The sequence below is a fragment of the Falsiroseomonas sp. CW058 genome (assembly GCF_050563535.1).
Classification (GTDB): domain Bacteria; phylum Pseudomonadota; class Alphaproteobacteria; order Acetobacterales; family Acetobacteraceae; genus Falsiroseomonas.
Window position 1 is genome coordinate 1 of the sequence record NZ_JBNXUO010000013.1, and the last position, 21,156, is coordinate 21,156.

Consider the following 21,156-nt stretch of genomic DNA (forward strand, 5'->3'; position numbering starts at 1 on the left):
GCGACCTCTCCCGGTCGGCCGCGAGGCCGCCGGAGATGGCGGCGCGCGTCGCCGGGTCCGGCGGCACGGGGCGGGCCGGCACGCTCGCCAGGTTGGGCCAGGGCTGGTCGAGGCCGGGCGGCGGCTCCCGCCCCTCCAGATGCGCGCCGAAGACGTTGCCGACCATGCGTGCCACGTCGAGGTCGGGGTGCACCGCGGCGCAGCCGCCGAGCGCGGCGAACAGGCCGAGCGCGGCCAGCGCCCGCCGGGCGCGTGCTTGATCCCCCGCGCGCAAGCCCATACCTTGCCTGGGGGTCCCGTGATGTCCGGCACGCGGGCGCATGGCTTCCCAATCCTTCGCGGGTCGAGGGTTAGCCCGAACGGCAGGCCGGCGGAAGCGCCGAGTGGCAGCCTTCGGCGGGCCGATCCCCTTCCCCGTGACAGGGCCGCAATGCTTCGCGCAATACTTCGGTTGAGGACGGGACGCGCATGGCGCAGGACCAGAACGGCGACAAGACCAGCTTCCGCCTGCCGGACCCTGCCGTCGTCTCCCGCACCATGGCCGATGTCGCGGAGCGCGGGCAGCGCATCGTGGCGGATTTCCTGAAGCGCCAGGCGGAATCCGGCGCCAAGGGACCCGACCCGCTGAACATCGGTTCCGCCTTCATGGAAATGACGACGCGGCTGATGACCAATCCCGCGCGGCTGATGCAGGCGCAGATCGGCTTCTGGCAGGACTACCTGACGCTGTGGCAGAACACCGCGCGGCGCATGATGGGCGAACCCGTCGGCCCGGTGATCGAGGAGCCGAAGGGCGACCGCCGCTTCAAGGACGATGCCTGGCGGGAGAACGAGGTCTTCGACTTCATCCGCCAGTCCTACCTGCTGTCGGCGCGCTTCTTCACCAACGTGGTGCAGGGCGCCGAGGGGCTGGACCAGAAGACGGCGCAGAAGGTGGACTTCTACACGCGGCAATTCGTCGACGCGATGAGCCCGTCCAACTTCCTGATGACCAACCCCGAGGTCCTGCGCCGCACCGCCGAGACGGGCGGCGAGAACCTGCTGAAGGGCCTGTCGAACCTTCTCGCCGACCTCGAGCGCGGGCGCGGGCAGCTGCGCATCCGCATGACCGACGACAGCAAGTTCAAGGTCGGCGAGAACATCGCGGTCACGCCGGGCAAGGTGGTCTATCGCAACGACCTGATGGAGCTGATCCAGTACGCGCCGGCCACCGAGACGGTGCTGAAGCGCCCGCTGCTGATCCTGCCGCCCTGGATCAACAAGTTCTACATCCTCGACCTGCGGCCGAAGAACAGCTTCATCCGCTGGGCGGTGGAGCAGGGCCACACGGTCTTCGTCTGCTCCTGGGTGAACCCGGACGAGAAGCTGGCGGAGAAGGGCTTCGACGACTACATGCGCGAAGGCCCCTATGCCGCGCTCGACGCCATCGAGAAGGCGACGGGGGAGAAGACGATCAACGCCATCGGCTATTGCCTGGGCGGCACGCTGCTGGCCTGCACGCTGGCGCACATGGCGGCGCGGAAGGACAACCGCATCCGCTCCGCCACCTACTTCGTCACCATGACGGACTTCGAGGAGGCGGGGGAGCTTGGCGTCTTCATCGACGAGGAACAGCTGCAGGGCCTCGAGGAGAAGATGTCGAAGCGCGGCTTCCTGGAGGGGCGCGAGATGGCGACCACCTTCAACATGCTCCGCGCCAACGACCTGATCTGGTCCTTCGTGGTGAACAACTACCTGCTGGGGCAGGAGCCCTTCCCCTTCGACCTGCTCTACTGGAACGACGACAGCACGCGCATGCCGGCGCGGATGCACAGCTTCTACCTGCGGCGGATGTACCAGGCGAACGACCTGGTTAAGCCCGGCGCGATCGAGCTCGACGGCGTCGCGCTCGACCTGCGGAAGATCAAGGTGCCGACCTACATGATCTCGACGCGGGAGGACCACATCGCGCCCTGGAAGTCCACCTATCGCGGCACGCAGGTCTATGGCGGCAAGGTGCGCTTCGTGCTGGCGGCGTCGGGGCACATCGCCGGTGTGGTGAACCCGCCGGAAAGCGGGAAATACAGCCACTGGGTGAACGAGGACCTGCCCCCCGACCCTGAGGACTGGTTCAAGGGCGCGACAGAACTCGCCGGGTCCTGGTGGCCGGACTGGCAGCGCTGGGTCGGCGGGCTCGACAAGGCGACGGTGCCGGCCCGGACCCCGGGCGACGGCGCGCTGGCGCCGATCTGCGACGCGCCGGGCGAGTACGTGAAAGTGCAGGCGAAGGACTGATGCGCCCGGCGTGAGGAACGCCGGCCGCCATCGGATCGCCGGCAAGGCCGTTCCGTATGGCCGGGAACGGCCGCCCTATCGTCCGAAGCGCATCCCCGGCCGCGGGTCGAGCAGCATCGCATCCGGGTCGAGCGCACCGGTGAGGCCGCCGAGGCGCGATTCGGCCAGCCCCGTCGCCTCGGTCTGCGCCAGCGCGGTGGCGATGCGGGCCTGCGGCAGCGGGCCGGGATTGGCCAGCCGCGCCAGCACGACATTCCCCCCCGGCTCGAACAGCGCGGGGTCGAGCGCCGCCGCGGCCGCCGCCCTGTCGCCGCGGGCAAGCGCCGCCTGCGCGGCTGCCAGCGCGCGCGCCACCGCATCCGGATCGGCCCCCGCGCGGGTGCCGAGGGCGGCGCGGATTTCGGTGCGGGCGGCCCGCATCTCAAGGTTGACGCCGGCCGGCAGCGGCGCCCAGCGCGTGTCGCGCGCCAGTTCGGCGGTCACCAGTTCCAGCTGCGCCGCGGCGCGCGCCAGGCGCGCGGGGTCGCCCAGCATGGACCGCCCGCCATCGGCGAAGGCGGCGGCGGCCTCGGCCAGCATCTGCCGCACCGGGTCGATCGCCCCGGGCGCAAGCGCGGGCGGGATGCGGGCCGAGGCGGGCGGCGTGCGCATCTCCGCGCAGCCCGCGGCCAGCGTCAGACAGCAGAGCAGCGTCACCAGGCGCATGGAACCCTCCGGCCGCCAGCCTTGGCGGCAAGAGGGCCGGGACTCAACCCCCCATCGCCTCAATCGACGTCATGGGTGCGGAAGAAGAGCGGTTCGCGACGCTGCAGCGCCACCCAGGCGGCCTCCGTCCCCTCCCGCGCCGCGGGCAGGGGCGGCAGCCGGCCCAGGCGGTCCACCGCATCCCCCCCCGCGCCGAGGGTCGCGAGGGCGGCGGCCGCGCGGGCGCGGTCCCCCGAACGCAGCGCCGTGGCGGCGGCGTGCAGCGCATCCACCGCGGCCTGCGGCGGGGCATCGGCGCGCAGGCCGAGCGCGGCGCGCGCCTCCGCCCGGCCGCGCCGCAGCGGGATGGCCGCGCGCGGGTCAAGATCCCGCGCCGGCCCGCCACGCCCCATCACGGCGGCCAGGTATTCAAGCTGCCACAGCGCCTCCGCCGCGGCGGCGGGGTTGCCGGCCAGCCGGCCCGGATCGACGAAGGCCCGCTGCGCAGCCAGGATGATCTCCGGCGTCGGCTCCGGCCCGCGCGGCCGCTGCACGGGGAGGGGCAGCGTCGCCTCCTCACGCGCGGGAAGGGCGGCGCAGCCGGCGATCAGCGCCGGCAGCAGCAGGGCGGTGCGGCGCGGCAGGGCGGTGCGGGGGGGAAGGGGCATGGCGGGTTCCTTCGTCACCGGACCCAACGTGCCACCCGCCCCGCCCGCAGGCTGGCGCTGGCCGTCAACCTCCCGCGAGGCTGGCTCGGTGGCGCTTCGACAGCGCGACGTAGTTCGGCGCGGTGCGGTCGAAGCGCGCGCGCTCCTCCGGCTCCATCACGCGGACCAGCTTCGCGGGGTTGCCCATCCACAGCTCGTTCGGGCCGATGCGCTTGCCGGGCGGCAGCACGCCGCCCGCGCCGAGCATGCCGCCTTCCTCGATCACCGCGCGGTCCAGCACGGTGGCGCCCATGCCGACGAAGGCGCGGTCCTTCAGCGTGCAGGCATGGACGATGCAGGCATGGCCGATGGTCACGTCGTCGCCGATGATCAGCGGCTCCGCCCCCGCATTCAGGTGCAGGATGGAGCCGTCCTGGATGTTGGTGCGCGCGCCGATGCGCATGACGTTGGTGTCGCCGCGCAGGACGCAGTGGTACCAGACGGAGCTGTCGGCCCCGATCTCGACATCGCCGATCACCACGGCGGTGGGCGCGACCCAGGCCTCGGGGTGGATCACCGGCAGCTTGCCCTCGAAGGGCAGGACCGGGCCGCGGGCGCGCGGCGGGTGCAGGTCGTCCAAGGTGGTCCTCCCCTTATTCGGCGGCGAGCGGCAGCGCCGGCGCGACATCGACACCGAGCATCAGCCCGATGTTCTGCACCGCCGCGCCGGATGCGCCCTTGCCGAGGTTGTCGAGCTTCGCGACCAGCACCGCCTGGCCGCGCGCCTCGTTCCCGTAGACGCGGAGTTCGAGCCAGTTGGAGCCGTTCAGCTCCTCGGGCGCAAGTCGCGCCTTCGGGTCCGCCGCCTCGACCCGCACCCAGGCGGAGCGCGCATAGGCGGCGCGCAGGCATTCCTCCAGCGCCGCCGGCTTCGGCGCGCCCGACAGCAGGTCGAGGTGCAGCGGCACGCTGACCAGCATGCCCTGCGCGAAGTCGCCGACGGAGGGGACGAAGATCGGCCGGCGCGACAGGCCGGAATAGTGCTGCATCTCCGCCAGGTGCTTGTGTTCCAGCGTCAGGCCATAGAGGAAGAAGGGCGGCGCGGTGCGCGCGGGCTCGAACTCCGCGATCATGGACTTGCCGCCGCCGCTGTAGCCGGACACGGCGTTGACTGTGACGGGGTAGTCGGGCGGCAGGATCCCGGCTTCCACCAGCGGGCGCAGCAGGGCGATGCCGCCGGTCGGGTAGCAGCCGGGATTGGCGACGCGCGCGGCGCCGCGGATGGCGTCTTCCTGCGCCGGCGACAACTCGGCGAAGCCGTAGACCCAGTCCGGGTGGACGCGGTGCGCGGTCGAGGCGTCGATCAGCTTCGGGGCGTCGGCGCCGAGGGAGGCGGCCATGGCCGCGCTGTCCTTCGCGGCGTCGTCGGGCAGGCAGAGCACCACCAGGTCCACTTCCGCCATCAGCGCGCGCTTGGCGGCGGGGTCCTTGCGGAGCGCGTCGGGGATGGAACGCAGCGCCAGGCCCGGGAAGCGCGCCAGGCGTTCGCGGATCTGCAGGCCGGTGGTTCCGGCCTCGCCATCGATGAAGACGCTCGGGATGGGTCCCTTGGGCATGGTCGTTGTCCTCTCGCCACACAGATGGGGGCGGCAGCGGCCCCGGAAAAGCAAGAGGGGCGGGCCCTTGCGGACCCGCCCCCCTGGTATCGCAGCCATGCGGCCGGGCGCGACGCCCGGTCCGCCCGGCGTCAGCGCTTGGAGAACTGGAAGGAACGTCGGGCCTTGGCCTTGCCGTACTTCTTCCGCTCGACCACGCGGGGGTCGCGCGTCAGGAAGCCGGCCTTCTTCAGGATCGGGCGCAGCGCCGGCTCGTAGTAGGTGAGCGCGCGGGAGATGCCGTGGCGCAGCGCGCCGGCCTGGCCGGACAGGCCGCCGCCGACCACCGTCGCAAAGACGTCGAACTGCTGGTAGCGGTCGGCCACCAGGAAGGGCTGGTTGATCAGCATGCGCAGGACCGGGCGCGCGAAATACTTCGACGCGGTCTTGCCGTTGATCTCCATGTTGCCCTTGCCGGGCTTCACCCACACGCGGGCGACGGCGTTCTTGCGCTTGCCGGTGGCGTAGGACCGGCCAAGCGCATCGCGCTTCGGCTCGCGCATGGCTTCGGCGGGCGCGGCGGCGGCGGGGCCGCCGGCGGCGTTCACCAGGTCCTTCAGCTCGGCCAGCGAGCCGCCGGTACGCGGCGAGGAGGTCTGCTCGCTCATGCTCAGATCGCCTTGTTGGTGGCGCCGCCCGAGGCGACGTTCTTGCGGTTCAGCGCGGCCACGTCGAGCGACGCGGGCGTGTTGCCGCCGTGCGGATGCTCGGGCCCCGCATAGACATGCAGGTTGCGCATCTGGCGCCGGCCGAGCGGGCCGCGGGTGATCATGCGTTCCACCGCCTTCTCGATCACGCGCTCGGGGTGCGCGCTCTCAAGCCGTTCCCGCACGGTGCGGCCCTTGATGCCGCCGGGATAGCCGGTGTGCCAGTAGAAGACGGACTGCTCCGCCTTCTGGCCGGTGACGCGCACCTTCTTCGCGTTGATGACGACGACATGGTCGCCGCAATCGACATGCGGGGTGAATTGCGGCTTGCCCTTGCCGCGCAGGCGGTTGGCGATGAGCACCGCGAGGCGGCCGAGCACGAGGCCCTCCGCGTCGATCAGCACCCATCCCTTCTGAACCTCCGCCGGCTTCAGCGAGCGGGTCTCTCTCGTCAGCATCTTCGTTCCGGTCGTCCGGGTTGAACGTGGCCGGCCTTATCGGGGCGGGGGGCGCGGAAGTCAAGCGAAAGCCCCGGGTCCGGGGCTGTGGTATCATGCTACCGGCACCCTGCGCGAGGCGCCGCGCCGGGCTTCCGCCGCGCCGCCACGCTGCTATCGTCCCCGTCCCGAGACGACGGAGACCCGCATGCGCCGCCCCGCGATGGCCGCCCTGGCCTGCATCCTCGGGGCGCTCGCCCCCCTGCCCGGAAAGGCCACCGGGATCGCGCTGAACCACGAGCCGCTGCCGCCCGGCACCACGCTCGCGGCCTGCATCGAGCATGGCCGTGCCGCCATCGTCGCGGCGGGGCTGCGCTTCCTGCGCACCACGCCGAACGCCGCCTGGGGCGAGGGGATCGCGCCGCAGGGCCAGGCCTCGGACACGCTCTACACCATCTATTGCACGCCCGACGGGCGCTTCGCCTTCGTCGTCGGCGCCGCCGACCGCTACGCGCAGGTGGATGGCACCGTCTCCGCCCTGATGACCGCGCTGCGCGCCTCGACCCGCGGCGGCGTGGTGCAGGGCGCACCGGGAGGGCAGCGCAAGTGACCGACCTCCCCCTCGGCCTGCGCCGCAACACCTCGAACTACGGCGACCGCGACTTCGCGCTCTACCTCCGCCGGTCCTTCGCCAAGTCGATGGGCTATTCGCAGGCGATGCTGGACAAGCCCGTGGTCGGCATCGCCGACACCGGCAGCGACTACAACAACTGCCACCGCACCGCGCCCGAACTGGTGGAGGCGGTGAAGCGCGGCGTGCTGGCGGCGGGCGGCCTGCCGCTGGCCTTCCCGACCGTCAGCCTCTGCGAGCCCTCGCTCAGCCCCTGCTCCATGCACTACCGCAACCTCATGGCGCTCGATACCGAGGCGATGCTGGCGGCGCAGCCGATGGACGCCGCCGTGCTGGTCGGCGGCTGCGACAAGACCGTCCCCGCGCAGCTGATGGCCGCGGTCAGCGCGGGCATCCCGAGCGTGATGCTCGTCACCGGCCCGATGCTGGCGCAGAGCTTCGAGGGCGAGCGCCTGTCCGCCTGCACCGACTGCCGCCGCTACTGGGCGAAATACCGCGCGGGCGAGGTGGACGAGGCCCGCATCGGCGAGATCGAGGGCAAGCTCGCCACCACCGCGGGCACCTGCGGCGTGATGGGCACGGCCAGCACCATGGCCTGCATCGCCGCCACGCTCGGCTTCATGCCGCTGGACGCGGCGAGCGCGCCGGCGGTCCATGCCGACCGGCTGCGCATGGCCGAGGAGGCGGGCGCGCAGGCGGTGCGGCTGATCGCGAAGCCGGTCGCCCCCGCCGCGCTGGTCACGCGGGAGAGCGTGGAGAACGCCGCGCGTGTGCTGCTGGCGCTCGGCGGATCCACCAACGCCGTCGTCCACCTGGCCGCCATCGCCGGGCGCGCGGGGCTCGCGCTCGACCTCGCCCGGCTCGACGCGCTGAGCGAGGAGACGCCGGTGCTGGTGGACCTGAAGCCCACCGGCGAGGGCTACATGGAGGATTTCCATGCCGCGGGCGGCATGCGCGCCCTGCTGTGGGAACTGCGCGACCTGCTGCATCCCGGCACGCCCGACCTCGACGGCGTGACGCTCGCCGAGCGGATCGGCGACGGGCGGCACTTCGTGGACCGCCGCTACATCCGCGCCCGCGCGGCACCCGTCAGCCCGGTGGGCGGGATCGTGACGCTGCGCGGCAGCCTCGCCCCCGACGGCGCCATCCTGAAGCGCAGCGCCGCCACCCCCGCCCTGTTCGAGACGGAGGCACGCTGCATCGTCTTCGACGGGCTCGAGGATCTGGCGCGGCGGATCGACGACCCCGCGCTCGACGTGACGGCGGCGGACATCCTGGTGCTGAAGGGCGCGGGCCCGCGCAGCCCGGCGGGGATGCCGGAGGCGGGGTATCTTCCCATCCCGAAGAAGCTGGCGCGGGCAGGCGTGAAGGACATGGTGCGGATCAGCGACTGCCGGATGTCCGGCACCGCCTTCGGCACCATCGTGCTGCATGTCTCGCCCGAGGCGGCGGTGGGCGGGCCGCTGGCGCTGGCCGAGACGGGCGACCGCATCCGCCTGTCGGTGCGCGACCGCCGGCTCGACCTGCTGGTGGAGGAGGCGGAGCTTGCGCGCCGCCGCGCCGCCTGGACGCCCGCCCCCGCGCCCGCACGCGGCTGGGACCGGCTGGTTCACGAACAGGTGACGCAGGCGCCGCTCGGCGCCGATCTAGCGTTCCTGCGACCGCCGGAGGGCTGAGCCGCCCCGCCCCCGGTTCCGGGGATGGCGGCGGGAGGTCGGGACAACGCTCGTCATCATCGGAGCCTCGGGCCGCACGGGGGCGGAGCTGTGCCGCGCGCTGCATGCGGCGGGCCTGCCCTTCCGGCCGGTGGCGCGCGACCTGTCGCGCTGGCGGGCCTGCGGAATCCCGGTCTCCGGCCGGCCGGGCGACCTGACGCAGCCGGAGGGCCTGGCGCGGGCCGTGGCCGGCGCGACGGCGATCGTGAACTGTGCCCATGCCCGCCACACGCCGGCGCTGCTTGCCGCCGCGCCACCGGCGGCGAAGCTCATCCTGCTCGGCTCAACCCGGCGCCATTCCCGCTGGCGGGACGCGCATGGGGATGGGGTGCGCGCGGGGGAGGCCGCCTTCCTCGGCTCGGACCGGCGGGGCGTCATGCTGCACCCGACGATGATCTACGGCGCGACGGGGGAGGACAACGTGCAGCGCCTGGCGGCGCTGCTGCGCCACCTGCCCGTGGCGCCGCTGCCGGGCGGCGGGCGGGCGCTGGTGCAGCCGATCCACCAGGCGGACCTGACGCGCTGCATCCTGGCGGCGCTGGCGCGCGAATGGGACGCGGCGCGGGCGCTGGTGGTGGCGGGGCCGGCGCCCCTGCCCTATCGCGACTTCACCGCCGCCGTGGCGCGCGCCGCCGGGCTGCGGCCGCCGCCCGTGGTGCCGCTGCCGGGCGCGCTGCTGCGGGCGCTGGCGCCGCTGGCGCGGCTGCTGCCCGGCCTGCCGCGGATCCGCGGCGACGAGATCCGCCGCCTGCTGGAGGACAAGGCCTTCGATGTCGGGCCGATGCGACGGGAACTCGGCGTGACGGGGATGCCGCTGGAGCGCGGCCTGGCGCTGACCTTCGGCGCGTCGCCCCTTGCATCCCCGCCCGCCCCGCCGCACACAGCCGCCGAACACCCGGCGGAGGCCCCGACATGCCCGTCATCAACCGAATTGCCGAATTCCATCCCGAGATGACCGCCTGGCGGCGGGACTTCCACGAACACCCCGAACTCGGCTTCGAGGAGGTGCGGACCGCCGGCATCGTCGCCGCGAAGCTGCGCGAATTCGGCTGCGACGAGGTGGTGACCGGCCTCGCGCGGACCGGCGTGGTCGGCGTGATCCGCGGCCAGGGCGCATCGTCGCGCGCGGTCGGCTTCCGCGCGGACATGGACGCGCTGCCGATCGAGGAGCAGACGGGCAAGCCCTACGCCTCGAAGACGCCGGGGAAGATGCATGCCTGCGGCCATGACGGGCACACGACCATGCTGCTCGGCGCCGCGAAATACCTGGCGGAGACGCGCAACTTCGACGGCACCGTCTACCTCGTCTTCCAGCCCGCCGAGGAGAACCTGGCGGGCGGCGAGGTGATGGTGAAGGAAGGCCTGTTCGACCGCTTCCCGATGGACCGCATCTTCGGCCTGCACAACTGGCCCGGCGCGCCGGAAGGCGTCTTCCTGCACGCGCCCGGCCCGGTGATGGCGGCGGTGGCGAACCTGGAGGCGCGGATCACCGGCCGCGGCGCGCATGGCGCCATGCCGCACAACGGCGTCGATCCCATCCTGATCGCGTCCCACGTCGTCACCGCGCTGCAGAGCATCGTCGCGCGCAACGTGAACCCGCTGGAGGCGGGCGTGGTCACCATCGCGCACATGGAAGGCGGCCACACCTTCAACGTCATCCCGGAAAGCGTCGCGCTGCGCGGCACCGCGCGCTGGTTCCTGCCGGAGGTGGGCGACCTGCTGGAGGGGAAGTTCAAGGCCATCGTCACCGGCATCGCCTCCGCGATGGGCGCGACGGCCGAATGCAGCTTCACCCGCGCCTATCCCGCGACGGTGAACGAGGCGGAGAGCACCGGCATCGCCGCCCGCGCCGCCGCCGCGGTGGTGGGGGAAGCCCGCGCGCGCCCGCTGCCGCAGCCCACCATGGGGGGCGAGGACTTCTCCTTCATGCTGAACGAGAAGCCAGGCGCCTACCTGTTCCTCGGCGGCGGCACGGGCGAGGGGGACGCGATGGTCCACCACCCGAGATACGATTTCAACGACGCGATCCTGCCCATCGGCGCGTCCTGGTTCGCCACCCTGGCGGAGACGGTGCTGCGGCGCGGATAGCGCGGCGGCCGGCCGGGGGGCACCGCCCCCCGGTGCTCAGCTTCCGACCTTCAGCGTGCTCGTCAGCCCGCGCAGGCAGGCCAGGATCGACAGCGGCGTGATCCTGCCGGTGCGGGGGTTCTCCTCGCTCGGCACGTTCTCGATCGTCATGGTCAGGCGCGCGGCGGCGGCGTCCACGCGGATGGTGTGGGTGTTGCGCGTGACGCCCGGGTCGGCCCAGATCTCGACCGTCGTGCGCTGCGGGCCGATGCCGGCCAGCGCCAGGGCGGCGGCGACGTTGACATTGGCGGGGAAGCCCTGCGCGGCGTCGAAGGCGTTGCCCTTGAAGACCAGCAGCGGCGCGCCGGTCACCGCCATCACGTCGATCCCGTGCTTCTCGAGGTGCGGCGCGCCCACCAGGCCGCGCGGGGGCTTGCGCGTCTCGATGGTGACGGACGCGACCTCCCCTTCCGCCGCGGCGCGCACGGCATCGAGGCCGAGCAGCGCGCCCGTCGGCACGACGATGCGCGCGCCGGTCCGCCGCGCCTCCTCCACCAGGTGCATCCGCGGCAGCAGCGCGCCGACGGAGGAGGGGACGAAGATCCGCCCGCGCGCGATGGCAGCGGTCGCCACCTCCTCGAAGACGGAGGCCGGCGCGGCTTCCACCACGATGTCGGCCTCGGCCAGCGCGGCCAGGCCCACGATGGGGGGCGTGGCGCGGAAGCCGGCGAGGTTGGCGCGCGCCTTCGCATGGTCTCGCGCCGCGACGGAATGCAGGCGCAGCCCCTCCACCCCGGCATCGAGCGCACGCGCCAGGTGCAGCCCGATGGCGCCGAGCCCGGCGATCCCGACGGTCAGTTCACGCGACATTGGACAGCACCCCCAGGCGAAGCCGCCGCCGCGGCTGCGGCGGGAAAGGGGCGGGCTAGCATGGCGCGCAGGCGCTTCCCACCCCCTGCGCGCGGCGGCATCATGCGGGCCGGCGTGACTGCTGACGCATTCCCGCCCCCTCAAGCGCCGGGCGGCCGCATCCGCGGCCTCGGCTTCGCGGCAGCTGCCGCGGCCGCCATCCGGCGGCTCGCCCGGCATGAAGAACGCCGGGCGGCATCGGACCGCCGACGAAGCCGTTCGGCATCACACCACCGGGCTGCGCCCGCCATCGACGTTGATCGCGGTGCCGGTGATGTAGCCGCCCTTGTCGGAGGCGAGCAGCGTGGCGAGGGCCGCGAATTCCTCCGCCCTGCCGATGCGGCCGAGCGGGACGCCGCGGCCCTGCTCGGCCTTCCACTCCTCCCACGACAGGCCGCGCGGGTCCTTCGCGTGGCGCTGCACCCACTGGTCGCTCTCGATGATGCCGACCAGCATGGCGTTCACCAGGATGCCGTGCGGCGCCCCTTCCCCGGCCAGAACCTTGGTCAGCGCCATCCCGGCGGCGCGGGAGACGGCGGTGGGCGCGCCGCCGGCGGGGGGCGCCTTCGCGCCGGTGTTCAGCACGTTGATGACGCGGCCCCAGCGGCGCTCCGCCATGCCCGGCCAGACCGCGCGCGTCAGGCGGATGGCGGCGAACAGCTTGAGGTCGAGATCCGCCTGCCACAGCGCGTCGTCCACCTGCAGGAAGGGCGCGCGCTGGCTGGTGCCGGCGTTGTTCACCAGGATGTCCACCGGCCCGAGTTCGGCCACCGCCTGCCGCGCGGCGCCTTCGCAGCCCTCCGCAGTGCTGACATCGGCGGCGACGGTGGCGATGCGCGCGCCCTGGAAACGGCCGGCGATCCCGGCCTTCGCGGCATCCAGCGCCGACTGGTTGCGGGCGACGATGGCGACGGCGGCGCCGGCTTCCACGAAATGCTCGGCGATGGCGCGGCCGAGGCCCTTGGAGCCGCCGGTGATCAGCGCGGTGCGGCCATCGAGACGGACTTGCATGGTTTCCCCCCAGGATTGCCGCGGGAGGATAGGGGCATGCGGCGTGGCGCACCACCGCAGGGCCGGGCCCGCCCCGCCCTGCACGAGGCCGCACCGCTGCGCCGCCAGCTGCGGCGCATGCCATCGGGGGTGGGGGGAGTGGGGCGACCTACGGGACTCGAACCCGTGACATCCAAGACCACAACCTGGCGCTCTACCAACTGAGCTAAGGCCGCCGCACAGGGGGCGGCATGTAGGCCAGAGGGGGTGGTGGCGTCAACCGGCCGCGGCGCGCACCGCCCCTGCCCGCCGCCCCTCGATCCAGCGGCCCATCCGCTCCAGCGCCGCGTCCAGCACCGCGTCGCCCTTGCAGAAGGCGAAGCGGGCATAGTGGTTGGGCGCGTCGGGGCCGGCGAAGAAGGCGGTGACCGGGATGGCGGTGACCTTCGCCTCCACCGTCAGGGCGCGGCAGAAGGCCACGTCGTCGCCGGCGAAGCCGAGGGGGCGGAAATCGGCGGTGATGAAGTAGCTCCCCTGCGTCGGCAGCACCCCGAAGCCGAGCCGCGCCAGCCCCTCGCCCAGCCGGTCGCGCTTGGCCTGCAGCGCGGCGGACAGTCCCGCGAAATAGGCGTCGTCCTTCGCGAGCCCGACGGCGACGCCGCGCTGGAGGTTGGGCGGGGTCGTGAAGGTGAGGTTCTGGTGCGCCTTGGCGACGTTGGGCGCGAGGCTGCGGTCGCAGGTGACGTAGCCGATCTTCCAGCCCGTCAGGCTGAAGGTCTTGCCGGCCGAGCCGACCCGCATGCAGCGTTCGCGCATCCCGGGCAGGGTCATCAGCGGGATGTGCTTCCAGCCGTCGAAGGTCAGGTGCTCGTACACCTCGTCGCAGACCGCGTAGCAGTCATGGCGCTGCAGCAGTTCGGCGACGAAGGCGAGCTCGGCGGCGGTGAAGACCTTGCCGGCCGGGTTCATCGGCGTGTTGAGCAGGATGGCCTTGGTCTTCGGCCCGAAGGCGGCCGCAAGCTCGGCGCGCGGCAATTCCCACCTCGGCGGGCTCAGGCGCACCAGCTTCGGCACGGCGCCGAGAAGCTTCACCACCGGCAGGTAGGTGTCGTAGAGCGGCTCGATCAGCACGCATTCGTCGCCGGGGTTCAGGACGGCCATCAGGCAGGCGGTGATCGCCTCCGTCGCGCCGGAGGTGACGACGACCTCGGCATCCGGGTCGACCTCGATCCCGTAGAAGCGGCGATTCGCGGCGGCGACGGCCTGGCGCAGCTCCGGGCTGCCGGTCATCGGGGGATACTGGTTGCGGCCGTCGAGCAGGGCGGCGGCGGCGGCGTGGATCACGTCCGGCGGGCCGTCATAGTCGGGGAAGCCCTGGCCGAGGTTGATCGCGCCGTGCTCGACCGCGAGCGCCGACATGACGGTGAAGATGGTGGTGCCGGTGGCGGAGAGCAGGTCGTTCTGGGGCTTCACGGGGGTGTCCGGGGCGTCAGGGGGCGCGGATATTGGCGGGGCGAGGCGGGCGGCGCAACGGCCCGGCACCCCGACGCCCAACAAACGTGCTGTTTGCACAAAAAAAGTGCGGTCCGTGTCGCGAGGCCGCGAGAAACCGCGGCGCGCGGCGTTGCCGGGCTGGCACGCCCCATGCAAAACGACGCCGCGCGACCGGGTGGCCCGGAGATGCGGCAGCCGGGTGACGGACGGCGCGCAGCATCGGGCCGGGGCGGCGTGGCGCGGGGGCAGGCCCCGACGCCTGGACTTCCGGGGAGGGACGGCGCGCGGGCCATGCGGCCGGCGGGCGGAGCACGGAGCCGATGAAGAAGATCGAAGCGATCATCAAGCCCTTCAAGCTCGACGAGGTGAAGGACGCGCTGCACGAGATCGGGCTGCAGGGCCTCACCGTGGTGGAGGCGAAGGGCTTCGGGCGGCAGAAGGGCCATACCGAGCTCTATCGCGGCGCCGAATACGTCGTGGACTTCCTGCCGAAGGTGAAGATCGAGGTGGTCTGCCCGGACGAGCTGGCCGAGCGCGCGATCGAGGCGATCACCACCGCTGCGCGCACGGGCCGGATCGGCGACGGCAAGATCTTCGTCAGCGACGTGCAGGAGGTGATCCGCATCCGCACCGGGGAGCGCGGCGAGGAAGCGGTGTAGCCCACGCGGCCCCGCCGGGGCCGCGGGATTTTCACGCCCCCGCATGGCGCGGGGGTGGAAACGGGCCGGGGCGGCGCTTGCGCCGCGGACGGCTGGCCGGATCGCCGATGGGCCCCGAGGGGGACGCGGCGGCACCGGGCGCGAGGCAGGGGACCGGTCCCCGCCCCGCGGCATCTGGACCGGGACGAGCAGGGGAACAGGACCGCACACGATGGCGAAGAAGCCGGCATCCGGGGGCGCCAGCGCCGCCGTCTCCAAGGTCATGGAGATGATCAAGGAGCACAGCGTCGAGTACGTCGATTTCCGCTTCACCGATCCGCGCGGCAAGTGGCACCACACCGCGCAGCATGTCTCCACCATGGAGGAGGACATGTTCACGGACGGGATCATGTTCGACGGCTCGTCCATCGCCGGCTGGAAGGCGATCAACGAGTCCGACATGATCCTGATGCCGGATGCCGCGACCGCGGTGATGGATCCCTTCTCGGCCAAGCCGCAGATGATCCTGTTCTGCGACATCGTGGAGCCGTCGACGGGCCAGATGTACTCGCGCGACCCGCGCAGCACGGCCAAGCGCGCCGAGGCCTACCTGAAGTCCACCGGCATCGGCGACACGGCCTTCTTCGGCCCCGAGGCCGAGTTCTTCGTGTTCGACAGCGTGAAGTTCGGCACGGGCGGCAATTTCGGCCACTACAGCCTCGACAGCGTCGAGGGGCCGGGCGCCAGCATGAAGGACTACCCCGAGGGCAACATGGGCCATCGCCCGGTGGTCAAGGGCGGCTACTTCCCGGTGCCCCCCGTGGACAGCGAGAGCGACCTGCGCGCCGAGATGCTGTCGACCATGGGCGAGATGGGCCTGGCGATCGAGAAGCACCACCACGAGGTGGCGCAGTCCCAGCATGAACTCGGCACCAAGTTCGGCCCGCTGGTGCAGCAGGCCGACCACATGCAGATCTACAAGTACTGCGTGCACAACGTGGCGCACAGCTACGGCAAGACCGCGACCTTCATGCCGAAGCCGATCTACGGCGACAACGGCAGCGGCATGCATGTGCACCAGTCGATCTGGAAGGCCGGCAAGCCGGTCTTCGCGGGCAACGGCTATGCCGACCTCAGCGAGATGGCGCTCTACTACATCGGCGGCATCATCAAGCACGCCAAGGCGCTGAACGCCTTCACCAACCCGACCACCAATTCCTACAAGCGCCTGATCCCGGGCTTCGAGGCGCCGGTGCTGCTGGCCTATTCGGCCCGCAACCGCTCCGCCTCCTGCCGCATCCCCTATGCGACGAGCCCGAAGGCCAAGCGCGTCGAGGTGCGCTTCCCCGATCCGGGCGCGAACCCCTACCTCGCCTTCGCGGCGATGCTGATGGCGGGCCTCGATGGCATCAAGAACAAGATCCATCCCGGCGACGCCATGGACAAGGACCTGTACGACCTGCCGCCGGAGGAGCTGAAGGGCATCCCGACGGTGTGCGGCAGCCTGCGCGAGGCGCTCGGCGCCCTTGCCGCCGACCACGACTTCCTGCTGGCCGGCGACGTGTTCTCGAAGGACCAGATCGAGAGCTACATCGAGCTGAAGTGGTCCGAGGTGTACAAGTTCGAGCACACCCCGCACCCGGTCGAGTTCGAGATGTACTACTCGGTCTGAACCGGGCGGCATCCGGCCCGGCGCGCAGGCGCCGGGCCTCTCCTCGCCAGGGGCCGGGTCGCGACAGGGGTCGCGGCCCGGCCCCCTTGCCTGTACGCCCCCGGCGCATGGCTTGATCGCGCGGCCTGGGCGGGAATATCGTGCGGCCCGCAGGGTCCGGCGCGGCCGCTGCGTCGCCCCCCGCCGCCATCCGGCCCCGCCGGATCCCGGCCGTCACCCATCGGGGCGGATCATGCAGGCGGCCTGACGGATCAATGGCCACGCGGCGACGAGCCCGCGCGGCAACGGAGAATGGCTCGATGCCCGATCTCGCCACCCTGACCTTCGCAGGGGCGTCCTTCGGGATCCGGCGCGACGATCCGCGCCCCGCCTGGTTCCTGTTCGGCGTGCGCAAGTCCGGCAGCTCCATCATGAACGCGATGGGCGCGGCGCTGGCTGGGATGAACGGCGTCAACTACGTGGACGTGGCGGGAAAGCTGTTCGAGACGGGCGTCGCCGTGCCGGCCTGGCAGCGCGACCCGGGCATGGGGGCGCTGCTGGCGGGCGGCAACCTCTATGGCGGCTTCCGCAACGCGCCGCTTGCCATCGCCGGCCATCCGCTGCTGCGCGCGGGGCGGGCGGCGCTGCTGGTGCGCGACCCGCGCGACGCGCTGGTGAGCGAGTATTTCTCCAACGCCTATTCCCATTCGGTCCCGGCCGGGGGCGAGGCGCGCGACCTGATGCTGGAGCAGCGCGCGACCGCGCTGCGCGCGCCGGTGGCGGAATATGTGCGCCGCATGGCGCCGGCCCTGCGGGAGACGCTGCGCGAATACCGCCCCTTCCTCGGCAACCCCAACCTGAAGCTGTACCGCTACGAGAGCGCGATCATCGACAAGGGCGCCTTCCTGCGCGACCTCTGCGAGCATTTCGGCTGGACGGCGACGGACCACCAGATCAGCCTCATCCTCGGCTGGGCGGACGTGATCCCGGCGGAGGAGAACCCGACGCGCTTCGTCCGCAAGGTCGTCCCGGGCGACCACCGGGAGAAGCTGGACCCCGCCACCATCGACGCCCTGGACGGCATCCTCGCCGAGGAGCTCCGCCTGTTCGGATATGCTCCGCACGGGGCATGAGGCATGGCCTTTCCGCTTGCATCATGGCCCGGGCTGGCACATGTCTGTCGGCGCCCCGAATGATTGAACAAGACCCGGTATGTTCCACCCTGCGTGCTGGACTGGACGTCGCGCGCGGTCCCCGCAGGGTCCGACGGGCAGCTCTCACCCCTTCCATCACAACATCGTGATCCCGAGGCGGCACCATGCCGGATGATCTGACGGTCGCGGCCGGCCGGCGCGTGCCCGGCCCGGCCGAGCGGGTGCTGCCCTACATCGCGAACGAACGGCAGCGCTATGCGGGCGCGGTCGACCACCTTGAGCCCCATTGCGGGCTGCGCGGCTGGGCGCTGGACACAGCGAGCCCCGGCCTGCCGCTGCGGCTGCAGGCGCGTTCCGGCGGCCGTGTCCTGGCCGAGGCCCCCTGCATCATGGACCGGCCGGACATCGACGCAGTGGTCGGGCGGCTGACGCAGTGCGGCTTCATCATCGGCTGGAGCCGCTTCGACCGGGCGGCGCTGAGGGAACTGGCCGATGCCGCGCCCGACGCGCCGGTCGAGGTCGTGGTCGCGGCCACGGGCGCGGTGGTGCCCGTGGTGTGCGACCCGCTGAAGCTGGGCGAGATCGCGCGCCTCGCGCTCGGCGCGCCCGCCGGCGACCTGATCCCGCCCTTCCGCTACGTCAACGACTACCTCGCGATCGAAGGGTCCGGCCTGTTCGACGCCGAGTGGTACCGCGCGGCCGAAGGCGCCCGGTTCGACCCGGGCATGCCGCCGCTGCTGGACTACATCCGGCGGGGCGAGGCCGCGGGCGCGCGGCCCAGCTTCTATTTCGACCCGTCCCGCTACGCCGCCGCGGCGGGGCTGCCCACGCCCGCGGGGGCGCTGCTGCATGCCATCCGCGAAGGGGCCGGCAGGCTGCCCGGCCCGCATTTCGACGAGGCCTGGTACGCCGCGGCGCACGCCACGCCGCCCGGCGCAGCGGCGCTGGCGCACTACCTGGCGCATCGCGACGCGCATGCGCCGAACCCCTGGTTCGACCGCGCCCACTACGCCGCCGCCAGCGGCGCCGCCGGCGCGCGCGACCTGTACCGGCACTTCGTCTCGATCGGCTTCCGGCAGGGGCTCCTCCCCTCCGCCCGCTTCGAGGCGGCGGAGGACGCCCTGCCGGCCGAGGCGCGGGCGTGGCTCGTCGCGCTGCGGCGCGAACTCGGCCTGGTCGCGGCGCCGGCGGAAACCCCGCCCGAGGCCGGGGCGACGCGCCTGCCGGATGTGGCGCGGCTCGGCCATGCCGGGACCGAGGCGCTGCTGCGCGGATTGGCCCCCCCGGCGCGCGCCGCGGTGGAGGCCGCGGCGCAGGACGCGCTGGACGCGGACCCGCCCCTGCGCGCGCGCGCCGCGCTGACGTTGGCGATCGCGCGCGGCCTGGCGGGCGATGCGCCCGGCGCCGCCCGTGCTGCGGCGGTGTTCCTGGAGACGCCCTTCGACCTGGACGCCGCGACGCGCACCGAGATCGAGGGCCGCCTGGAGGCCGCGAACCACGCCCTGCACGAACGCATGCGCGCCGAGGAGGCGCAGGTGGTCTACCGCCTGCTGCACGCCCGCGGGGTGCGCAGCACGCTGGTGGTGCTGCGCCTGCTGGAAGGCGCGCTGGACCGGCGCGACGTCGAGGCCGCCGCCCCCTATGCGGCGGAGCTGGAGGCGGCGACGGCCGGCGGGCTCAGCACCTGGGCGCGCGTCGCGCTCAGCCGCTACCACCACCTGCGGCGGGACGAGGCGCGCGCCGCCGCGGTGCTGGCCGGGATCCCCCCGCTGGCCGGCACCGAGCCGGTGGCGGAGGCGGTCGTGCTCAACCGCCTGATCGAGAGCGACGCGCTGGATGCGGCCGCGGCGCGGCTGGCCGCGGCGCCGGAGCCGCTGCCGCCGCAGCTCTTCGCGCCCGCCTTCCGGCTGGCCGTCTGGCGCCGCGACGCCGCGGCGGCGGATGCGATGCTGGACCACCCCGAGGCGCGCAACCTGGCGGACTGGCTGCTGGCGGAGGCGATCTTCCGCGTGACGGTGCCGGGCGATGCCGCGGTGGGGCCGCGCGGGCGGCTGCTGGGGCGCGTCCACGCCCTGCTCGAGGCGCAGGGCCTGCGCAGCAACGCGGTGGTGCAGGCGCGCATCTACCACCTGCTGCACAGCCGCCGCTGGGACGAGCTGGGCGCGCTGTTCGAGGAGATCGCCCGCACCCCCTTCGGCACGAGCCGCGAGACCCTGCTGCGGAAGCTCGAATACTACTGCTACGCCGACAACACCGACGGCGCGGAGGAGATCTACCAGCGCCATTTCGGCGGCACCGACCTCGACAAGTGGGAAGGCATCACCATCCTGCGGCTGCTGAGCGAGCTGAAGCGGTGGGACGAGGCCGGGCGCGTGCTGCGCACGCACATCGCCAAGGGCCACGACTTCGGCGCGGCGGTCCACATGGCGATGCGCGTGGTCCGCAAGGCCGAGCTGCACGAGGCGGTGCTGGACGCCGCCCGCGAGGCCGCGCCGCGGCAGGAGCCGGGGGTGCGCGACTTCCTGTCGCTCGTGAACGAGGACCTGGCCATCATCCGCAGCGCGCGGGCGCTGACCACCAACATGCAGGGCGGCGGCGCGGGCGCGCGCTACCGCAGCAGCTGGGTGCTGCAGGGGACCGAGCCGCCGGAGGAGGAGGAGGCGGAGCTCTGCACCTTCCTCTGCACCAACCAGCGCTACTTCCTGTCGATGCTGACCTTCCTCTGCTCCTTCCTCGGCCAGGCGCCGCAGGTGGGCGGGCGGGTCTTCGTGTTCCTCGACAAGGACGTGCCACGCCACTGGTACGGGTCGGTCGCCATGGTGGCCGCGCGCTTCAACCGCCCGGTGGAGGTGGTGCCGGAAGCCGACTTCCTGGGGCGGGAGGTCGAGCACCGCGTGGACTACGGCTTCTTCGCGCAGGGCGGCAACCTCTCCCGCGCCGCATATTTCCGGCTCTACGCCGCGCGCTGGCTGCTGGACCGCCACGCCTTCCGCCGCGCCGCCTACATCGACACGGACACCATCTGCCGCGGCGACCTGTCGGGGCTGTTCCGGCTCGACCTCGGCGACAAGCTGATCGCGGCGGCGACGGAGGACTACTCGCTCGACGTCGCGAACGCCGCGGCGCGCAACGACCTCGACCCGACCGCCTACTTCAATTCCGGCGTGCTGCTGCTGCGCTTCGACAGCGCGGAACTGCGCGCGGGGATCGAGGAGGCGATCCGCGTGTCGGAGAAGGAGCCGCAGCGCCTGGTCTTCCACGACCAGTGCGCGCTCAACATCGCCTTCCGCGACCGCGTCGCGGCGCTGCCGCCCCGCTACAACTTCTTCCTGCGGCCGAGCCGGGAGCGCAACGGCCACATCGAGGACGGGCTGATCCTGCACTTCCTCGACCGACCGAAGCCCTGGGACATCGTCTTCGACCGCACCTACCGCGAGGAATGGCGCGTCTGGGCGCTGATGCTCGGCTCCATCCTGCCGCAGGGGCTCTATGTCGACATCTTCGCGGCGGCGAACCGGGACTGAGCCCGGCGCCGCCCCTTCCAGACCGACCGAGGTACCAGC

Annotated in this window: 18 protein-coding genes, 1 tRNA gene and 1 pseudogene; 9 read left to right on the forward strand and 11 right to left on the reverse strand. The window is 72.7% G+C overall.

Going from position 1 to position 21,156, the window contains the following annotated elements:
* Positions 1-274: pseudogene (locus ACK8OX_RS12190) on the reverse strand (hypothetical protein); the annotation flags it as partial.
* 194 nt (positions 275-468) lie between these two features.
* Between ACK8OX_RS12190 and ACK8OX_RS12195 the strand changes: the two are divergent.
* Positions 469-2,274, forward strand: a complete 1,806-nt coding sequence (locus ACK8OX_RS12195) for a PHA/PHB synthase family protein (RefSeq protein WP_430664373.1) — start codon at positions 469-471, stop codon at positions 2,272-2,274.
* A gap of 75 nt (positions 2,275-2,349) precedes the next feature.
* Here ACK8OX_RS12195 and ACK8OX_RS12200 read toward each other — a convergent pair whose 3' ends face one another.
* The 6 genes from ACK8OX_RS12200 to rplM all read right to left on the reverse strand — a co-directional run bounded on the left by ACK8OX_RS12200 (position 2,350) and on the right by rplM (position 6,365).
* Entirely contained in the window at positions 2,350-2,979 is a 630-nt protein-coding gene (locus tag ACK8OX_RS12200; RefSeq protein WP_430664374.1) for a hypothetical protein, read from the reverse strand.
* 59 nt (positions 2,980-3,038) lie between these two features.
* Positions 3,039-3,626 carry a hypothetical protein gene (locus ACK8OX_RS12205; protein WP_430664375.1) on the reverse strand — a complete coding sequence of 196 codons (588 nt, stop codon included), beginning with the start codon at positions 3,624-3,626 and terminating at the stop codon, positions 3,039-3,041.
* Positions 3,627-3,690: 64 nt separating this feature from the next.
* Positions 3,691-4,245, reverse strand: coding sequence for a gamma carbonic anhydrase family protein (locus ACK8OX_RS12210; protein ID WP_430664376.1), 555 nt, complete (start codon positions 4,243-4,245; stop codon positions 3,691-3,693).
* A 13-nt stretch (positions 4,246-4,258) separates the two neighbouring features.
* On the reverse strand, positions 4,259-5,221 hold the full coding sequence (gene argC, locus ACK8OX_RS12215) for an N-acetyl-gamma-glutamyl-phosphate reductase (protein WP_430664377.1): 963 nt from the start codon (positions 5,219-5,221) through the stop codon (positions 4,259-4,261).
* 131 nt (positions 5,222-5,352) lie between these two features.
* On the reverse strand, positions 5,353-5,868 hold the full coding sequence (gene rpsI, locus ACK8OX_RS12220) for a 30S ribosomal protein S9 (RefSeq protein ID WP_430664378.1): 516 nt from the start codon (positions 5,866-5,868) through the stop codon (positions 5,353-5,355).
* A gap of 2 nt (positions 5,869-5,870) precedes the next feature.
* The gene (rplM, locus tag ACK8OX_RS12225; RefSeq protein WP_430664379.1) at positions 5,871-6,365 is read right to left on the reverse strand and encodes a 50S ribosomal protein L13; all 495 of its coding nucleotides are present in this window, start codon (positions 6,363-6,365) and stop codon (positions 5,871-5,873) included.
* Between the two features lie 187 nt (positions 6,366-6,552).
* Between rplM and ACK8OX_RS12230 the strand changes: the two genes are divergently transcribed.
* Genes ACK8OX_RS12230 through ACK8OX_RS12245 form a run of 4 tightly spaced genes read left to right on the forward strand, consistent with a single transcriptional unit; the run spans position 6,553 to position 10,778 of the window.
* On the forward strand, positions 6,553-6,954 hold the full coding sequence (locus ACK8OX_RS12230) for a hypothetical protein (RefSeq protein ID WP_430664380.1): 402 nt from the start codon (positions 6,553-6,555) through the stop codon (positions 6,952-6,954).
* Positions 6,951-8,651 carry a dihydroxy-acid dehydratase gene (locus ACK8OX_RS12235; protein WP_430664381.1) on the forward strand — a complete coding sequence of 567 codons (1,701 nt, stop codon included), beginning with the start codon at positions 6,951-6,953 and terminating at the stop codon, positions 8,649-8,651. The genes ACK8OX_RS12230 and ACK8OX_RS12235 overlap by 4 nt, the downstream gene beginning before the upstream one ends.
* Positions 8,652-8,706: 55 nt before the next feature.
* Complete coding sequence (locus tag ACK8OX_RS12240; protein ID WP_430664510.1) at positions 8,707-9,645, forward strand: SDR family oxidoreductase; 939 nt, start codon at positions 8,707-8,709, stop codon at positions 9,643-9,645.
* Complete coding sequence (locus ACK8OX_RS12245) at positions 9,603-10,778, forward strand: M20 aminoacylase family protein (protein ID WP_430664382.1); 1,176 nt, start codon at positions 9,603-9,605, stop codon at positions 10,776-10,778. Before ACK8OX_RS12240 ends, ACK8OX_RS12245 begins: the two co-directional genes overlap by 43 nt.
* A gap of 36 nt (positions 10,779-10,814) precedes the next feature.
* Here ACK8OX_RS12245 and ACK8OX_RS12250 read toward each other — a convergent pair whose 3' ends face one another.
* The 4 genes from ACK8OX_RS12250 to ACK8OX_RS12265 form a co-directional block, all read right to left on the reverse strand.
* On the reverse strand, positions 10,815-11,627 hold the full coding sequence (locus ACK8OX_RS12250) for an aspartate dehydrogenase (protein WP_430664383.1): 813 nt from the start codon (positions 11,625-11,627) through the stop codon (positions 10,815-10,817).
* A 264-nt stretch (positions 11,628-11,891) separates the two neighbouring features.
* Positions 11,892-12,677 (reverse strand): SDR family NAD(P)-dependent oxidoreductase, encoded by a 786-nt coding sequence (locus tag ACK8OX_RS12255; protein WP_430664384.1) that lies wholly within the window; start codon positions 12,675-12,677, stop codon positions 11,892-11,894.
* Between the two features lie 139 nt (positions 12,678-12,816).
* A tRNA-His gene (locus ACK8OX_RS12260) sits at positions 12,817-12,892 on the reverse strand.
* A 40-nt stretch (positions 12,893-12,932) separates the two neighbouring features.
* A complete protein-coding gene (locus tag ACK8OX_RS12265) occupies positions 12,933-14,129 on the reverse strand; it encodes an aminotransferase (RefSeq protein ID WP_430664386.1) in 1,197 nt (398 codons plus the stop codon).
* 341 nt (positions 14,130-14,470) lie between these two features.
* On the opposite strand from ACK8OX_RS12265, the gene ACK8OX_RS12270 reads away from it, so the two are divergent.
* The 4 genes from ACK8OX_RS12270 (at position 14,471) to ACK8OX_RS12285 (ending at position 21,117) form a co-directional block, all read left to right on the forward strand.
* Positions 14,471-14,809, forward strand: coding sequence for a P-II family nitrogen regulator (locus ACK8OX_RS12270; protein WP_430664387.1), 339 nt, complete (start codon positions 14,471-14,473; stop codon positions 14,807-14,809).
* A gap of 211 nt (positions 14,810-15,020) precedes the next feature.
* Positions 15,021-16,460: a type I glutamate--ammonia ligase gene (glnA, locus tag ACK8OX_RS12275; RefSeq protein WP_430664388.1), complete on the forward strand. Its 1,440-nt coding sequence runs from the start codon at positions 15,021-15,023 to the stop codon at positions 16,458-16,460.
* 299 nt (positions 16,461-16,759) lie between these two features.
* On the forward strand, positions 16,760-17,572 hold the full coding sequence (locus ACK8OX_RS12280; protein ID WP_430664389.1) for a hypothetical protein: 813 nt from the start codon (positions 16,760-16,762) through the stop codon (positions 17,570-17,572).
* A gap of 185 nt (positions 17,573-17,757) precedes the next feature.
* Positions 17,758-21,117: a glycosyltransferase gene (locus tag ACK8OX_RS12285; RefSeq protein WP_430664390.1), complete on the forward strand. Its 3,360-nt coding sequence runs from the start codon at positions 17,758-17,760 to the stop codon at positions 21,115-21,117.
* The last annotated feature ends 39 nt before the right edge of the window (positions 21,118-21,156 follow it).

Coding starts and splice junctions, on each gene's coding strand:
- ACK8OX_RS12195 (WP_430664373.1), top strand. CDS start 469: ATGGCGCAGGACCAGAACGGCGACAAGACCAGCTTCCGCCTGCCGGAC.
- ACK8OX_RS12200 (WP_430664374.1), bottom strand. CDS start 2,979: ATGCGCCTGGTGACGCTGCTCTGCTGTCTGACGCTGGCCGCGGGCTGC.
- ACK8OX_RS12205 (WP_430664375.1), bottom strand. CDS start 3,626: ATGCCCCTTCCCCCCCGCACCGCCCTGCCGCGCCGCACCGCCCTGCTG.
- argC (WP_430664377.1), bottom strand. CDS start 5,221: ATGCCCAAGGGACCCATCCCGAGCGTCTTCATCGATGGCGAGGCCGGA.
- rpsI (WP_430664378.1), bottom strand. CDS start 5,868: ATGAGCGAGCAGACCTCCTCGCCGCGTACCGGCGGCTCGCTGGCCGAG.
- rplM (WP_430664379.1), bottom strand. CDS start 6,365: ATGCTGACGAGAGAGACCCGCTCGCTGAAGCCGGCGGAGGTTCAGAAG.
- ACK8OX_RS12230 (WP_430664380.1), top strand. CDS start 6,553: ATGCGCCGCCCCGCGATGGCCGCCCTGGCCTGCATCCTCGGGGCGCTC.
- ACK8OX_RS12245 (WP_430664382.1), top strand. CDS start 9,603: ATGCCCGTCATCAACCGAATTGCCGAATTCCATCCCGAGATGACCGCC.
- ACK8OX_RS12250 (WP_430664383.1), bottom strand. CDS start 11,627: ATGTCGCGTGAACTGACCGTCGGGATCGCCGGGCTCGGCGCCATCGGG.
- ACK8OX_RS12255 (WP_430664384.1), bottom strand. CDS start 12,677: ATGCAAGTCCGTCTCGATGGCCGCACCGCGCTGATCACCGGCGGCTCC.
- ACK8OX_RS12270 (WP_430664387.1), top strand. CDS start 14,471: ATGAAGAAGATCGAAGCGATCATCAAGCCCTTCAAGCTCGACGAGGTG.
- glnA (WP_430664388.1), top strand. CDS start 15,021: ATGGCGAAGAAGCCGGCATCCGGGGGCGCCAGCGCCGCCGTCTCCAAG.
- ACK8OX_RS12280 (WP_430664389.1), top strand. CDS start 16,760: ATGCCCGATCTCGCCACCCTGACCTTCGCAGGGGCGTCCTTCGGGATC.
- ACK8OX_RS12285 (WP_430664390.1), top strand. CDS start 17,758: ATGCCGGATGATCTGACGGTCGCGGCCGGCCGGCGCGTGCCCGGCCCG.